The sequence below is a fragment of the Philodulcilactobacillus myokonensis genome (assembly GCF_027923585.1).
In the GTDB taxonomy this organism is placed as follows: Bacteria; Bacillota; Bacilli; order Lactobacillales; family Lactobacillaceae; genus Philodulcilactobacillus; species Philodulcilactobacillus myokonensis.
Genome location: NZ_BRPL01000002.1, coordinates 969795 through 984791, shown reverse-complemented (window position 1 = coordinate 984791; position 14997 = coordinate 969795). Strand labels below are relative to the sequence as shown.

Annotated in this window: 17 protein-coding genes; all 17 read left to right on the top strand. The window is 32.4% G+C overall.

The window, feature by feature from the left end; all coding sequences use genetic code 11:
* Positions 1 to 10 precede the first annotated feature (10 nt).
* The 17 genes from WR164_RS05125 to WR164_RS05045 all read left to right on the top strand — a co-directional run bounded on the left by WR164_RS05125 (position 11) and on the right by WR164_RS05045 (position 14978).
* Complete coding sequence (locus WR164_RS05125) at positions 11 to 817, top strand: cell division protein FtsQ/DivIB (protein WP_286136479.1); 807 nt, start codon at positions 11 to 13, stop codon at positions 815 to 817.
* A gap of 134 nt (positions 818 to 951) precedes the next feature.
* Positions 952 to 2289 carry a cell division protein FtsA gene (gene ftsA / locus WR164_RS05120; RefSeq protein ID WP_286136478.1) on the top strand — a complete coding sequence of 446 codons (1338 nt, stop codon included), beginning with the start codon at positions 952 to 954 and terminating at the stop codon, positions 2287 to 2289.
* Between the two features lie 18 nt (positions 2290 to 2307).
* Positions 2308 to 3633: a cell division protein FtsZ gene (gene ftsZ / locus WR164_RS05115; RefSeq protein WP_286136477.1), complete on the top strand. Its 1326-nt coding sequence runs from the start codon at positions 2308 to 2310 to the stop codon at positions 3631 to 3633.
* Positions 3634 to 3675: 42 nt separating this feature from the next.
* Positions 3676 to 4056 carry a cell division protein SepF gene (locus WR164_RS05110; RefSeq protein WP_286136476.1) on the top strand — a complete coding sequence of 127 codons (381 nt, stop codon included), beginning with the start codon at positions 3676 to 3678 and terminating at the stop codon, positions 4054 to 4056.
* Positions 4057 to 4065: 9 nt separating this feature from the next.
* Positions 4066 to 4332: a YggT family protein gene (locus tag WR164_RS05105; RefSeq protein ID WP_286136475.1), complete on the top strand. Its 267-nt coding sequence runs from the start codon at positions 4066 to 4068 to the stop codon at positions 4330 to 4332.
* A 5-nt stretch (positions 4333 to 4337) separates the two neighbouring features.
* Positions 4338 to 5120: a YlmH family RNA-binding protein gene (locus tag WR164_RS05100; protein ID WP_286136474.1), complete on the top strand. Its 783-nt coding sequence runs from the start codon at positions 4338 to 4340 to the stop codon at positions 5118 to 5120.
* A gap of 16 nt (positions 5121 to 5136) precedes the next feature.
* On the top strand, positions 5137 to 5793 hold the full coding sequence (locus WR164_RS05095) for a DivIVA domain-containing protein (protein ID WP_286136473.1): 657 nt from the start codon (positions 5137 to 5139) through the stop codon (positions 5791 to 5793).
* Between the two features lie 248 nt (positions 5794 to 6041).
* On the top strand, positions 6042 to 8849 hold the full coding sequence (ileS, locus tag WR164_RS05090) for an isoleucine--tRNA ligase (RefSeq protein ID WP_286136472.1): 2808 nt from the start codon (positions 6042 to 6044) through the stop codon (positions 8847 to 8849).
* A 74-nt stretch (positions 8850 to 8923) separates the two neighbouring features.
* Positions 8924 to 9136, top strand: a complete 213-nt coding sequence (locus WR164_RS05085) for a cold shock domain-containing protein (RefSeq protein WP_286136471.1) — start codon at positions 8924 to 8926, stop codon at positions 9134 to 9136.
* A gap of 56 nt (positions 9137 to 9192) precedes the next feature.
* Positions 9193 to 9753, top strand: a complete 561-nt coding sequence (locus tag WR164_RS05080; RefSeq protein WP_286136470.1) for an NUDIX hydrolase — start codon at positions 9193 to 9195, stop codon at positions 9751 to 9753.
* Positions 9754 to 9761: 8 nt separating this feature from the next.
* Positions 9762 to 9965 (top strand): hypothetical protein, encoded by a 204-nt coding sequence (locus tag WR164_RS05075; RefSeq protein ID WP_286136469.1) that lies wholly within the window; start codon positions 9762 to 9764, stop codon positions 9963 to 9965.
* A 19-nt stretch (positions 9966 to 9984) separates the two neighbouring features.
* Positions 9985 to 10677: a 5'-methylthioadenosine/adenosylhomocysteine nucleosidase gene (locus tag WR164_RS05070; protein ID WP_286136468.1), complete on the top strand. Its 693-nt coding sequence runs from the start codon at positions 9985 to 9987 to the stop codon at positions 10675 to 10677.
* Positions 10678 to 10696: 19 nt separating this feature from the next.
* Positions 10697 to 11863, top strand: coding sequence for a cysteine desulfurase family protein (locus tag WR164_RS05065; RefSeq protein ID WP_286136910.1), 1167 nt, complete (start codon positions 10697 to 10699; stop codon positions 11861 to 11863).
* A complete protein-coding gene (locus WR164_RS05060; RefSeq protein WP_286136467.1) occupies positions 11863 to 12195 on the top strand; it encodes a hypothetical protein in 333 nt (110 codons plus the stop codon). Before WR164_RS05065 ends, WR164_RS05060 begins: the two co-directional genes overlap by 1 nt.
* A gap of 102 nt (positions 12196 to 12297) precedes the next feature.
* The gene (gene mnmA, locus WR164_RS05055; RefSeq protein WP_286136909.1) at positions 12298 to 13434 is read left to right on the top strand and encodes a tRNA 2-thiouridine(34) synthase MnmA; all 1137 of its coding nucleotides are present in this window, start codon (positions 12298 to 12300) and stop codon (positions 13432 to 13434) included.
* A 113-nt stretch (positions 13435 to 13547) separates the two neighbouring features.
* Positions 13548 to 14207: a histidine phosphatase family protein gene (locus WR164_RS05050; protein WP_286136908.1), complete on the top strand. Its 660-nt coding sequence runs from the start codon at positions 13548 to 13550 to the stop codon at positions 14205 to 14207.
* A 21-nt stretch (positions 14208 to 14228) separates the two neighbouring features.
* The gene (locus tag WR164_RS05045; RefSeq protein ID WP_286136466.1) at positions 14229 to 14978 is read left to right on the top strand and encodes a tetratricopeptide repeat protein; all 750 of its coding nucleotides are present in this window, start codon (positions 14229 to 14231) and stop codon (positions 14976 to 14978) included.
* Positions 14979 to 14997: the final 19 nt, after the last annotated feature.

Below are 14997 nucleotides of genomic sequence, written 5' to 3'. Positions count from 1 at the left end.
ATGATCCGACTTGAAATGGCAAAATCAGAAAAATAACACTAACCCAATTCCGTCTTTGTCTAAACAGTTAAGTAACCATGGATATGAAAACAAAATTAGTCAGAATTTGCCTGGATTTCAGTCGGAACGTCATAATCGATTAATTAAAAAAATAGTTATAAATTTATCGATTTTTATTATTATCATTTTAATAATGTTTTATTTCATTTCACCATTAAGCAAGATTGCTTCTATAAAAATAAGAAATCAAAATCAAGTTTCTAAGAAAATTATTCTAAATCATCTTGAAATATCAAAGGGTGATTCTATTTTTAAATTTATTACTCATCGTAATAAAATTGAAAGAAATATATATAGTTTTGATCCATATGTTAAAAAACTTCATTTAAAAATTAGAAGTTTCAATCATATTGACGTTCAAAGTGATGAATACTATTTAACCGGCTATCTTTTTGCTAATCATAATTATTATCCGATTATGAACAATGGGAGGATTGATTATCAACCAATTGCTAATCATGATAATAAATTACCGGTCTTAGTTAATTTTCATTCTTCGAACGCTTTACATAAATTAATTAATCAATATCAAAAATTACCGAATTCAATCAAAAAAAATATTGTTAAAATTGAATATGCTCCAAGTAATGTTGATGACATGAGAATTCATTTAATAATGCGTGATGGCAATCAAATTTATGCTAAGATTGACACGTTAGCATATAAAATGTCATACTATTTTTCAATAGCTAAGTCATTGAAAAAAACAAGTATTATTAATTTTGAAGTAGGAGCTTATTCTTACCCACAAAAGTGATTTGAAATGATTTTTAATTTTTAATAAAATATAACTGTGTTAAAATTATCTTTAGTTTACAATAAAAAATGATATACTTATCAATTTAATTAAGGTTATATTAATCATAAAAAAGATGGAGGTCCCATTTTAATATGGACAAATCAGGAATGTATGTTGGACTTGATATTGGTACCACCTCAATCAAAGTTATCGTTGCCGAAAAAGTTCAAGGACAAATAAACGTTTTGGGCATTGGAAACGAACATTCTGAAGGCGTAAGTCGTGGAATTATCGTTGACATAGATAAGGCCGCTCAGTCAATTAAACGAGCTGCAGCACAGGCTGAGGATAAATCAAGTGTTCAAATAAATGATGTAATTGTTGGTATTCCTTCTAATTCTCTAAAAATTGAAAAATGTAGTGGAATGATTGCTGTTGCAGATGAATCCAAGGAAATTGATGATGATGATGTTAGAAGGGTGACTAATTCAGCCCTTACTAAAAATTTACCCCCTGAAAGGGAAATCATCGATATCTTACCAGATGAATTCGTGGTCGATGGATTTAATGGAATTAAAGACCCAAGGGGAATGGTCGGCGTAAGATTGGAAATTCATGGCCGATTGATAACTGGTCCTAAAACAATCATTCATAATACAAGAAAAGCAGTTGAACATGCTGGGTTAAGACCGAGTTCAATTGTTGTAAATTCACTCGCTCAAGGAAAAGAATTGTTGGATGATGGCGAACAAGATTTTGGAACTATTTTATTAGATCTTGGTGGTGGACAATCGACTGCTTCTATTATTCATGATCATCAATTAAAATTTACTTCAGTTGATAATGAAGGCGGAGAATATATTACAAAAGATATCTCTGTCGTTTTAAATACATCAATTGAAAGTGCAGAAAAAATTAAACGTGATTATGGATATGCATATTCGATTGATGCGTCAAATAATGATGAATTTCCAATTGATGTTGTTGGTCAAAGTAAACCGGTTAAAATCTCTGAAAAATATTTATCGGAAATCATTCAAGCCCGGCTTGAACAAATTTTTGAGAGGCTCGGTAAGAAACTTGATGATGTTTCTGCTTTAGACTTACCTGGTGGTATTGTACTGACCGGTGGTGTAGCTGCACTTCCTGGCGTTTCTGAATTAGCTGCCGATCAATTTGGAACAAATGTTAGAGTATATATTCCTAATCAAATGGGATTGAGACATCCGTCATTTTCGCTTCCATTAGCTTTAGTTTCATATCGTGCTAATATGAGTGAAATTGAATCACTAGTTAGATCATCTTTGTTTAATCCAACTAAAGATGATAAGTTGATTAATAGTAACTTTAATCATATTGATGATCATCAAGATAATGATGATTCTAACGTAAAGCCTAAGAATAATACATCAAAAAATAATACAAACACTAAGCCAATCAAAAAGCGTGGAAATTCAATTAAACATTTCTTTACACACTTTTTTGATTAATGTTACGGAGGAATAAAAATGGAATTTTCATTAGATTCAACTGAAAATCAGGGTGCCAAAATCAAAGTTATCGGAATTGGTGGCGGTGGTGGAAACGCCGTTAATCGAATGATTGATGAAAAAGTCACTGGTGTTCAGTTCATCGTTGCTAATACTGATGTTCAAGCCTTGAATGCTTCTAAAGCAGAAACTAAAATTCAATTAGGACCTAAATTAACGAGAGGATTGGGAGCAGGTTCTAATCCTGAAATTGGAACGAAAGCCGCTGAAGAAAGTGAAGAAGCAATTGGTGAAGCATTAGAAGGTGCCGACATGGTTTTTGTTACCGCTGGAATGGGCGGTGGAACTGGTAATGGAGCGGCCTCAATCATTGCTAAAATTGCTAAGGATCAAGGCGCTTTAACAGTCGGTGTCGTTACTAGACCATTTTCTTTTGAAGGACCTAAGCGTTCTAAATATGCTGCAGAAGGCGTCGCAGCTTTAAAAGAAAATGTTGACACTTTAATTGTAATTGCTAATAATCGTTTATTAGAAATGGTAGATAAAAAGACACCAATGATGGAAGCTTTCAAAGCAGCTGATAATGTTTTAAGACAAGGTGTTCAAGGAATATCTGAATTAATTACTAGTCCTGGATACGTTAATTTAGATTTTGCTGATGTTAAAACAGTGATGCAAAATAAAGGATCAGCACTAATGGGAATTGGTTCGGCAACCGGTGAAAACCGCACGGCAGAAGCAACTAAAAAAGCAATATCTTCACCATTACTTGAGGTTTCAATTGATGGTGCAGAACAGGTTCTATTAAATATTACTGGTGGTCCTAACTTATCATTATTTGAAGCACAAGATGCTTCTAACATTGTTGCCCAAGCAACTGACAATGATGTTAATATTATTTTTGGAACATCGATTGAAAAGGATTTAGGTGATGAAGTCAGGGTAACCGTTATTGCTACCGGAATTGCAAATAAAAAAGAGCGTCAAAATAAGATTAAAAATGGTCAGTCGCTTCATGAACGTGATACTCAACACCATGTTGTTACCCCTAAACATCATTTAGGCAGTTTTCATCATCATGATGATCAAAATGAAGCAACATCCAGTCATAATCATAATTCTGATGATCGTAAATTAAATCATACCGATTCTGATCCGCTTAATGACTGGGATATTAGAAAAGCACCAAGTCACCATACAACTAGTAGTGATCATCATGCCAAGAAGAGTGAATTTAATCCATTTGATCCTGATAATGTAAAGCATGATCATACAAGTCAAAATGATTCTGATGATGATTTGCCTCCATTCTTTAAGTATCGTCGTAATAACAAGAACAAATAGATTTTTAATGAGAACTACAATCTTGAAAGGGAGTAAATCTTAATGTCAGATCGATTTAATTTGAGTAATTTCTTTGGAATTAATGAACCTGAAGATAGTGATAAAGAAAATGCTGCAATTAATAATTCCAGCAAAGTGGTTCCAATGAAAAATGGCAATCGGATTGTTAAAAACCACATTGCCATTTTTGAACCAAGAATTTATTCTGATTCTAAGGGAATTGCTTCTAAATTAGTTAATAATAATGCTGTCATTGTTAACTTTAATAAAGCTGATAATAATTCTATTCGTCGAATCATTGATTTCTTGAATGGTTCTATTTTTACGATTGACGGTCATATTGAAAGAATCAGCTCAAAAGTTTTTCTATTTACTCCACATAATTATGAAATTAGTAATTCAATTAAAGATCGTTTTAAATAAGGAGAAATAATGTTAACAATAATTGAGTTTGCCAGAACGTGTATTGATTGGTTGATCAATCTTTATATTTTAGCTATCTTTGTTCATGCATTATTAAGTTGGCTACCAGGTGGTTATGAATCTAAATTAGGGGTATTTCTTTCTAAAATTATTGAACCATTTGAAGAAAAATTACGTTTCTTTACAATTGGCGGAGTTGATTTCTCACCTGTGTTTGCTCTTATAATAATGCAAGCTTTAAAAATTGTCATTGATAGTTTATTATGGAGATTTTGATTTAAATGAATAATAATATTAAACAGCATTTTAGAAAAAATGAAGCACCGTTTTTAGAATATAGTGATGATTTAGTCAATGAAGTTTTGTCGCAATATCGGCCAATCTTAACAAATTTTATTAATCCGAGACAATTATATTTATTGAAGACGATTGTTAATCATTATAATGATGTTAAATTAAGCTATTTTGGCGGTAGTGATAACGCTGAGATGCAAAGGGCCATCATCCATCCAGATTATTTTCAACCCCAAAAACAGGACTTTAAATTAACTTTGTTTAATATTGATTATCCAGTTAAATTTAATCAAATTAACCATAGCCAAATCCTAGGTACATTAATGGGAACTGGTATTAAAAGAAATGTAATTGGCGATATCTATACTGATGGGAAAATTTGGCAATTTTTGACTGAGAAAGAAATGGAACCCTATTTTAGAAGTCAAATTGATCGAGTTGGTAGAGTGAAAGTCGGGCTAGAATCTGAAAATTTATCTAAGCTCGTTCAACCAATCGATGAATGGCATCAGAGCAATGGAACTGTTTCTTCGTTAAGAATCGACAATATTGTTTCCACCGGCTTTCATTTATCAAGAAAAAATTCCAAAATCCTTGTAAAAAATGGTAAAATACATGTTAACTGGATGATTTGCATGCATTCTGATTATGAGCTCCAGATTCATGATTTAATATCTGTAAGGGGATTTGGCAGATTAAGAATTGATGATGTTTCTGGAATCACTAAAAAAAATAAAATAAGGATTGTTATTGCAAAACTAAAAAAATAATTTGGAGGAAATTTTCATGGTATTAAGCCCACAAGATATTCATAATAAAGAATTCTCTGTAAAAATGCGAGGATATAGTATTGATGAAGTTAATGATTTTTTAGATCAAGTTTTAAAGGATTATCAAATTACAATTGATCAAAATCACAAGTTGAATGCGTCTCTAAAGAATGCTGAAAAGAAATTGGCAAATTATAATAGCATGGAAAAATCATTGAACCAATCAATTTTAGTGGCTCAAGAAGCTGCTAATAATGTTCAGAAACAATCAGAAATTAAATCACGTGATATTATTAATAATGCCAATAAAAAATCTAAAACAATCGTTAAAAATGCTAATCAACAGGCTAATGATAAAATTAAGGATGCTAGTAACCGTGCTAAATCATTAGCAACAGTAATTGAAGATTTGCAAAAAGATGCATTATTATTTAGAAATAAATTTCAGACAATTTTAAAGGCTCAATTAGATTTCGTTAAGAATGATGAGTGGAATCATTTATTGAATTCTAATGACATTATTGATTATAAAGGAATTCATGATAGTATTAAAAAACTTGACAAATCCAATCCTTACAGTGTAAAATCTAAAAGTAAGTTGGGAAATAAAATTAATGAAGATCTTCAAACTTTAGTTTTTTATCCTGATGATTCTTATAAAACAATTAGATAGTTTCATTTCATTAAAGATTAGAAAGTTTAATCAAGATACTTCAAGCGAGTTGGTATTGATGAGAAGTCCAATAGTCACTCTTGATTTTACAGATCAGCTTTAATTTTTTAATTAAATAAAATCAATGAAGAGAATTTTTAAATTCTGAATTTGGGTGGTACCACGGAAAAGACTTCGTCCCTTGTGATGAAGCCTTTTCCGTTTTTTATTAATTAGTGTTTACATATTTATATTAGAGGGTGAATCAAATGCGTGTTAAAGATACATTGAATTTGGGTAAGACTAAGTTTAAGATGCGTGGGAATCTTCCTGTTAAAGAAGCTCAACGTGAAAAAGTTTGGGAAGATAATCATGTTTATGAACAAAGACAAAAATTAAATCAAGGTAAGCCAACATTTATTTTACATGATGGACCACCATATGCTAATGGTGATATTCATATGGGTCATGCAATGAATAAAATTTCTAAGGATTTTATTGTTCGTTTTAAATCTATGAATGGATATCGTGCACCTTATGTACCTGGTTGGGATACTCATGGCTTACCAATTGAGCAAAAATTAACACAAGCTGGTTATGATAGAAAAAAGATGTCGACTAATGCATTTCGAAAGTTATGTCATGATTATGCATTGAAACAAGTTAATCGCCAACGTGATGAATTTAAACGTTTAGGAGTCACCGGTGACTGGAATCATCCATATTTAACTTTAAAACCAGAATTTGAAGCTGCTGAAATTAGAGTTTTTGGTAAGATGGCCGAAAAAGGATTAATTTATCGTGGTAAAAAACCAGTTATTTGGTCTTGGTCATCTGAATCAGCAATGGCTGAAGCAGAAGTCGAATATCATGATGTAACATCACCATCAGTATTTTATGGTGAAAAGGTTGTTGATGGTAAAGGTCTATTAGATCCTAAGAATACATACTTTGCCGTTTGGACTACCACTCCTTGGACCATTCCAGCTTCTGAAGGAATTACAGTCGATGCTAATTTTGATTATGATGTTGTTAATCCTGATGGTAGTGACCGTAATTATGTTATTGCCGATGCTTTATTAAAGCACGATGCAGAATTATTCGGTTGGAAGAAATACAATGTTGTTAAAACCCTTAAAGGTAGTCAATTAGAAAAAATGACCGCACAGCATCCATTTAATTCTGATCGAAAATTACTGGTAATGCTTGGTGATTTTGTTACTGCTGATTCAGGTACTGGATTAGTTCATACTGCTCCTGGTTTTGGTGAAGATGATTATAATGTTGGTAAAAAATATGGATTAGATATTTTTGTTGACGTTGATAATAAGGGATATTTAACTAAGGAAGCAGGAAAAGATTTTGAAGGCATCTTTTACGATGATGCTAACAAAATTTCATTAGATAAATTAAAGCAAAAGAAATTAACACTTAAGTATGTTCCATATAAACATAGTTATCCATTTGATTGGCGAACTAAGAAACCCGTTATTTATCGAGCAACTCCTCAATGGTTTGCATCCGTGGATAAGATTAAAAAACCATTATTGAAAGCTGTAGACACGGTTAAATTTCACCCAAGCTGGGGTAACAAGCGTCTTCACAATATGCTTGCTAATCGTGGCGACTGGGTCATTTCTAGACAACGTGTTTGGGGTGTTCCATTACCAATTTTCTATGCTGAAGATGGAACTGCAATTATTGAGCCAGAGACAGTGAATCATGTTGCGGACTTATTCTACAAGTATGGTTCTAATGTTTGGTTTGAACGTGATGCCAAAGATTTATTACCAAAGGGGTATACAAATAGCCATTCACCTCATGGTAAGTTTACTAAAGAAACTGATATTATGGATGTTTGGTTTGATTCCGGCTCATCTCACCAAGGTGTATTAGCAGAACGACCGGATTTGAAATATCCAGCTGATTTATACTTAGAAGGTTCTGACCAATATCGTGGCTGGTTTAATTCAAGTATTATCACTAGCGTTGCATTTAGCGGTAAAGCTCCATATAAGCAAGTAGTATCGCAAGGGTTCACTTTAGATGGCACTGGTCATAAAATGAGTAAATCATTGGGTAATACAATTGCACCTAGTGAAGTTATTAAAAAGATGGGTGCTGAAATTGTTCGTTTATGGGTAGCATCCGTTGACACTTCAGCCGATGTCCGTTGCTCAATGGCAAGTTTTGCTAAAATTGCTGGTAATTATAAGAAGATTAGAAATACCCTTAGATACATGTTATCTAATACTAGTGATTTTGATCCAAAGAAGAATGCTGTTAAATTCAATGATTTGAGTTCAGTTGACCAATACATGCTAGTTAAATTTAATCATTTTGTTAGTGATATTAAAAATTATTTTGATAATTATGATTTCTTAGACATGTACAAAGAATTTTTGAAGTTTGTTAATTCAGACCTATCTGCATTTTATCTGGATTTTGCTAAAGATGTTGTTTACATTGATTCAAAGGATAGCGTTTCAAGACGTTCAATGCAGACTGTTATCTACACCATTTTAGTTGGTCTAGTTAAGTTAATGACACCTGTATTACCACATACTGCTGAAGAAATTTGGCACTTCTTAGATGAACCTGAACAATTTGCTCAATTATCTGAAATGCCATCAGTAAAGCATTATGATAATGAAGATCAAGTCTATAAAGAATGGAATCAATTTATGGAACTTAGAAAAGATGTTCTAAAATCATTAGAAGAAGCCCGTGATGCAAAGGTCATTGGGAAGCCGTCTGAAGCTAAATTAACTTTATATCTAAATGATGATGTGAAGAATTTATTTAATTCATTAGGTGGTAATGATGAAATTAGAAAGGTTCTCATGGTTTCACAATTAAATACTGCTGATGCATCTAAAGCTGATGATCATGCTGACAAATATTCAGATGATTTTTATGTTTTAGCTCAACATGCTGATGGTAAACCATGCCGTCGTTGCAGAATGTTTAAGACAGATGTTGGTAGTGATTCTGATTATCCTAACTTCTGTGCTCGTTGTGCTAAGTTAGTTCGAAAAGATTTTCCATCAACCGTTAAAGATGGGTTCGACGACTAATAACTATTAATTAAATCAATTACAGGTTGGGATTTCCCAACCTTTTTTGTTGTAATCATAAAGGAGAAATAAAAATGTTAAGTGGAAAAATTGATTCATACGATCAATACCATGGTTTTGGTTATATTAAAGGTGATAATGGTGAAAAATTATTCTTCCATGTTTCTGGCTTATTAAACCATAATGATGTCCCAAAAGTCGGTAAAATGGTTAATTTTGTAGTTGCTTATGGTGCGAGGGGACCACAAGCTGCTAAAATAACTTTGAATAATCACAACTCACTTTAATTGAAATTGTTTTAAATTATTATTAAAATTAAAAAGAATAGGGATAGGTGATTTAATTGAATTTTAAAGAAAAAGTAATGAAAACTGATCATATTTATAATGGATCGATTATTAACGTTGAAAAACAAACGGTTGAATTGCCTAATGGACAAACAGCTACTAGAGATATTGTGAAACATGCTAAAGCGGTTGGTGCTTTGGCATTAACGAGTAATCATAAAATGATTATGGAAACTCAATGGCGGGCACCAATTGCTTCAACGACACTAGAAATCCCAGCTGGAAAAGTTGATCCTAGGGATAGTGATTCATCTGATCCATCAAAACATGCTATGATTCGAGAATTGAACGAAGAAACACGTTACAAGGCTAAAAAGATAGAACATTTAACTGGTTTTTATTCGACAGTTGGTTTTTCTAATGAATATATGGATTTATATTTAGTAACGGGTTTAGAGCCTGTGTCTAATGAATTACCCCGTGATAAGGGTGAATATTTAGAAATTAAAGAATATTCATTAGATGAAGCCCTATCATTATTACATTCTGGAAAAATTGTTGATGGTAAAACCATCATGGCTATTTTGTATTGGCAATTAATGCAAAATAAGGGGTAATTAGTTCAATGGATAATAATGATTTTGACCGTAAAACGCGGCTAACCAGAGAAGAATATCAAAATAATGTTGATCAGCAAGCAATTGATCAAAAGAAACAAATTGCAGCTGAAAAAAGCCAGCGGTTGGCTAAATTTTGGGATAAAGTAATTATTGTTTTGATTGTTTTAATTACTTTGGTCTTTTTGATTTTATTTTTTGTTAATTTTTAATTATTGAGGAGTTATTTAAATGACTTTTGGAATTGTTTGTGCAATGGAAGAAGAAATTAAGAAGCTTGATGATGCATTGGACCAAAAAAGAACGAAGGATTTAAAAGGAATTGAATTTTATTCTGGACAAATTAATCATCAATCCGTTGTTTTAGTTCGTTCTGGGATTGGTAAAGTTGAAGCTGGGTTAACAACGGCGCTCTTAATTAATGAATTTAACGTGGATGTTGTTATTAATTCGGGTTCCGCTGGTGGAATTGGTAAAGGCCTTTCTGTTGGCGATTTAGTTGTTTCAACCGAAACTGCTTATCATGATGTCAATGCTATTCCGGCAGGATATCAATATGGTCAATTGCCACAACAGCCTGCTCGCTTTAAAGCTTCTAAAAAATGGGGAGAGGCTATTGTTAATGCTTCTAAACAAGTTGGTCTAAATGCTAAATTAGGATTAATTGTATCTGGTGATCAATTTATTGCGAGCCAAAAAACAATTGATAATATTTTAAAACATTTTCCGGATGCTTTATCTTGTGAAATGGAAGGTGCAGCTGTTGGACAGGTTGCTCATCAATTTAATGTTCCATACGTTGTTGTCCGTGCTATGTCTGATGTTGGTGATGAAAATGCCAATACAAGTTTTGATCAATTTATTATTAAAGCAGGGAAAAGATCTGCTGAAATGTTAATTCATCTGTTTGAGTATCAGAACTAATTAAGGAAAGTGATCAATGGTGAAAGAAATTTATTTAGATAATGCTGCAACGACACCAATTTCTAAGGAAGTTCTTGCAGATATGAATGATAAGCTAAAGAACGTTTATGGCAATGCTTCGACTCTATACCAATTGGGACGTAATTCAAAACGAATTTTAGATCGTAGCAGACATATTATTGCTCAAAGTATCAATGCTGACGATAATGAAATTGTTTTCACAAGTGGTGGAACCGAAAGTGATAATACTGCAATTATGCAGACTGCTTTGGCTAGGAAAAAATTAGGTAATCATATTATTACAACTTCAATTGAACATGAAGCAGTTTTAAAACCATTAAAATATTTAGAAAATCATGGCTTTAGAGTTACTTACTTGCCTGTTGATAGTAAAGGAAATATTTCATTATCTGATTTTAAAAAAGCTTTAGATGATGATACCATTTTAGTTACAATTATGACCGGGAATAACGAAGTTGGTAGCCGAATGCCAATCCATGAAATTGGCGAAATATTAAAAAATCATCAAGCATGGTTTCATACGGATGCCGTTCAAGCATATGGATTATTAGATATTGATGTTAAAAAGGACCATATTGATATGCTTTCAACTTCTGCCCATAAATTAAATGGACCAAAAATGGTTGGTTTTCTATACCGTAGAAATGGAATTAATTATCCCAGTTTCATTAAAGGTGGAGATCAGGAATCTAAACGTCGTGCTGGAACTGAAAATGTTCCAGGCATTTCTGGATTTGCAACCGCTGTTAAGAATTTGCCATCAACTGAAAAAAAGCATCGACAGGATGTTTATTATCAATATAAAAAAGAAATTATTGACGGTTTAAAAAAGAATCAGATTGATTTTGAAATTAATGGTGAATTAAATCGTCATAATTTACAACATGTTTTTAATATTTGGATTAAAGGAATTTCAACCTATGTCATGCAAGCTAATTTAGATTTAGCTGGAATTGCTGTTTCTGGTGGTTCGGCTTGTACTGCTGGGAGTATTGCTCCTTCACATGTTTTAACTGCAATGTATGGTACTAAAAGTCCAAGAATATCACAATCAATTAGAATTAGTTTTGGAAGATATACAACTGAAAGTGATATTCAATTTTTAATAAAGAACATTGCTAAAATTGTTAAACAAATTAAAAAGAGAAAGCAGGAAGAGGTTTAATGCTTTTTTCAAACCAGGTAAAATTAAACGGTAGTAATACGGTTTATATTTTGAACCCAGATATTAAATCATATACTTTGTCAGATATGGGATTTCAAAAAACAAATGCTGGTAATTATAGATTGGTTCGTTCTTTAAATTTAGATCTTCCAACTAGTTATCAGTTAAAAATTACAATTAAAAGAGATTTAAAACAATTTAAAATGAGAATTTTAGATTCAACTGGTTTTAGGGATGTTAATTTATTTAACCATGATCATCAAAAAGAAGTTGAACAATTTAGATATTTTATGAACGAGCTATCAATTAAAAAGGTAATTAAAAGTAAGTAATCTTTAATTATGAATATAAATAATGTATGATAAATAATGCTGGAAGTACGACCTTCAATCGTAGATTCTCCAGAATCTAATAGAAATGATGGTGATATTTATATGGTAGAAAAAGATAAAAGCCATACCCGTGTAATTGTTGGTATGAGTGGCGGAGTTGATTCTTCCGTTAGTGCATACCTACTTAAAAAGCAGGGGTATGATGTTGTCGGTGTCTTCATGAAAAATTGGGATGATACCGATGAGAATGGTGTCTGCACGGCAACTAATGATTATAAAGATGTTGCCAAAGTTGCTAATCAAATTGGAATTCCTTATTATTCAGTTAATTTTGAAAAAGAATATTGGAATCGTGTTTTCAAGTATTTCTTAAATGAATATAAAAAAGGGCGAACGCCTAATCCTGATGTTTTATGTAACACTGAAATTAAATTTAAGGCATTCTTAGACTATGCAATTGAACTTGGTGCTGATTATATTGCGACCGGTCATTACGCACAGTTAGTTCGTGATGATCAAGGTCATAATCATTTGTTAAGGGCACTTGATTCTAATAAGGATCAAACTTACTTTTTAAGTCAATTATCACACCAACAAATTGACCATGTTATGTTCCCAATTGGTGGAATGGTAAAGCCTAAAGTAAGAAAAATTGCTCGTGATGCCGGATTATATGTTGCTAATAAGCGTGATTCAATGGGAATTTGCTTCATTGGTGAAGGTAATTTCAAACGGTTCTTAAGTAATTACTTACCTGCTAAACCAGGTAAAATGATGACTTTAGATGGCGAAGTTAAAGGTAAGCATGATGGATTAATGTATTATACCATCGGTCAGAGAAAGGGCCTTGGTATTGGCGGTGGCGGTAAATATGGTAACGAACCATGGTTTGTTATCGGCAAAGACCTATCTAGAAATGTTTTACTGGTAGGACAACGCTATCATAACCCACATTTGTACTCAACGAGTTTAAAGGCTTCCGGTCTCACTTGGATCAACGATGCAAGTAAGTATGGAAAAGATTTTCGATGCACCGCTAAATTTAGATACCGTCAAAGAGATACTGGTGTAACAGTTCACGTTAGTGATGACGGAAGTAGCGTCAAAGTTGATTTTGATGATCCAGCAAGAGCGGTTACACCTGGGCAGGCCGTCGTATTTTATGATGGCAAAGAATGCTTGGGATCAGCTGTAATTGATGCCGCTTATAATCATGCTAAAAAGCTTCAATATGTATAATTAAACGGTTAATTTTTTAATTGAAAGCTCCTTATTCTTTAAGGGAGCTTTTTTATTTTTGGGTAATTAATTTGTTATAATATAATTAGCTAATAAATTTTAACGGGGGTCTTATTTTGAAAATATATTTTGTTCGTCATGGTAAAACTAAATGGAATTTAGAAAGTAAATACCAAGGGGCAAGTGGTGATTCACCACTACTTAACGAAAGTTACATTGAAATGAATGAATTAGCTCAATATTTTTATAATGTTCATTTTGCACACATTTATGCAAGCCCCATTAAAAGAGCACGAATTACTGCATCTAGAATTAGAACCCGTTTAAATCATCGTCCGCCACTAACATTATTAAGTCGTTTAAAGGAATTTAATTTAGGTCAAATGGAAGGAATGAAATTTTCAGAAGTTGAATCTAAATTTCCAAATATCTTTAAAAATTTTCGTTCACATCCTGATTTATACGATGGAAGATCCATTGGTGGCGAAAATTTCTCCGATGTTATTAATCGAATGACTCCCGCAATTAAAAAAATTGCATCAATTTATCAAAAAGACGATAATGTAATGATTGTCAGTCATGGGGCCGCTTTGAATGCTGAAATTAATTCATTGTTGAATGTACCCCTAGCACAATTAAGAAAACGCGGTGGATTGGCTAACACTAGTACAACGATTCTTTCAACTGATGATTTTGGGAAACACTTTCAATTAGTTAAATGGAATGATACTAGTTATTTATCAAAGAAACCCAGTGCGACTGACGTAATTTAATCGATAAGGACGGTTGATAAAATGAAACCAAACGAAAATATTAAAAAAAAGCAAATTGAAAATCGAAAGCATCAAAAACACGTAAGTAAAGTAAGGGAAGCTGCTCAAAAAAAAGCAGACAAAACCCTTCATAAACTAGTATCCGATATTGATAATCATCCTCATAATTATCGAACATATTATGATTTGGGGACATTTTTAGTTGAATTAAAGAGTTATACCCAGGCCGAAGAATTACTAATGAAAGCATTGGGATTATTTGCAGATAAAAGTAAAAGGGCTAAGAATGCTTTGCTTTATGGATTAGGAAATGTTTATTATTCCGCTGGTGATTTTGATAAGGCAATTAAACAATTTCAACAGGTTGATGATGAACATTTAAAAGTTGATGCATATATTATGCTGGCTCAAAGTTATATGTCAAAAAAAGATTATAAACGAGCAATCGTTTTTGCATTAACGGCTCAAGGACATCGTAGACAAGATCCTGATGTCAATCGTTTATTGGGTGAAAGTCTTTTAGCATTAGGTAATTTTAAAGAATCGGCTCAATTTTATGATCATGTTTTAAATGCACTTCCTAATGATGGGCGTGCTAATTTTGATCGTGGAATTGTTGCAATGGTTCTTGGTGAAGATTTCCATGAATATTTTGCTCGTGCTCAAAAGTATGATGAAAAATACTTTAAAAAAGGTCAGAAGAAATTAGCAGATATCGAACGATTTATTCAAGTTCAACGTAAAAATAAAAATAACCAGACAAAGAAATAACAAGGAGCAGTTACCGTGG

Bases quoted from the DNA above. Each gene is read 5' to 3' on its own strand.
- WR164_RS05070 (WP_286136468.1), top strand. From the start codon at position 9,985: ATGACTTTTGGAATTGTTTGTGCAATGGAAGAAGAAATTAAGAAGCTT.
- WR164_RS05100 (WP_286136474.1), top strand. From the start codon at position 4,338: ATGAATAATAATATTAAACAGCATTTTAGAAAAAATGAAGCACCGTTT.
- WR164_RS05075 (WP_286136469.1), top strand. From the start codon at position 9,762: ATGGATAATAATGATTTTGACCGTAAAACGCGGCTAACCAGAGAAGAA.
- WR164_RS05105 (WP_286136475.1), top strand. From the start codon at position 4,066: ATGTTAACAATAATTGAGTTTGCCAGAACGTGTATTGATTGGTTGATC.
- WR164_RS05110 (WP_286136476.1), top strand. From the start codon at position 3,676: ATGTCAGATCGATTTAATTTGAGTAATTTCTTTGGAATTAATGAACCT.
- WR164_RS05045 (WP_286136466.1), top strand. From the start codon at position 14,229: ATGAAACCAAACGAAAATATTAAAAAAAAGCAAATTGAAAATCGAAAG.
- ileS (WP_286136472.1), top strand. From the start codon at position 6,042: ATGCGTGTTAAAGATACATTGAATTTGGGTAAGACTAAGTTTAAGATG.
- ftsA (WP_286136478.1), top strand. From the start codon at position 952: ATGGACAAATCAGGAATGTATGTTGGACTTGATATTGGTACCACCTCA.
- WR164_RS05060 (WP_286136467.1), top strand. From the start codon at position 11,863: ATGCTTTTTTCAAACCAGGTAAAATTAAACGGTAGTAATACGGTTTAT.
- mnmA (WP_286136909.1), top strand. From the start codon at position 12,298: ATGGTAGAAAAAGATAAAAGCCATACCCGTGTAATTGTTGGTATGAGT.
- WR164_RS05085 (WP_286136471.1), top strand. From the start codon at position 8,924: ATGTTAAGTGGAAAAATTGATTCATACGATCAATACCATGGTTTTGGT.
- ftsZ (WP_286136477.1), top strand. From the start codon at position 2,308: ATGGAATTTTCATTAGATTCAACTGAAAATCAGGGTGCCAAAATCAAA.
- WR164_RS05095 (WP_286136473.1), top strand. From the start codon at position 5,137: ATGGTATTAAGCCCACAAGATATTCATAATAAAGAATTCTCTGTAAAA.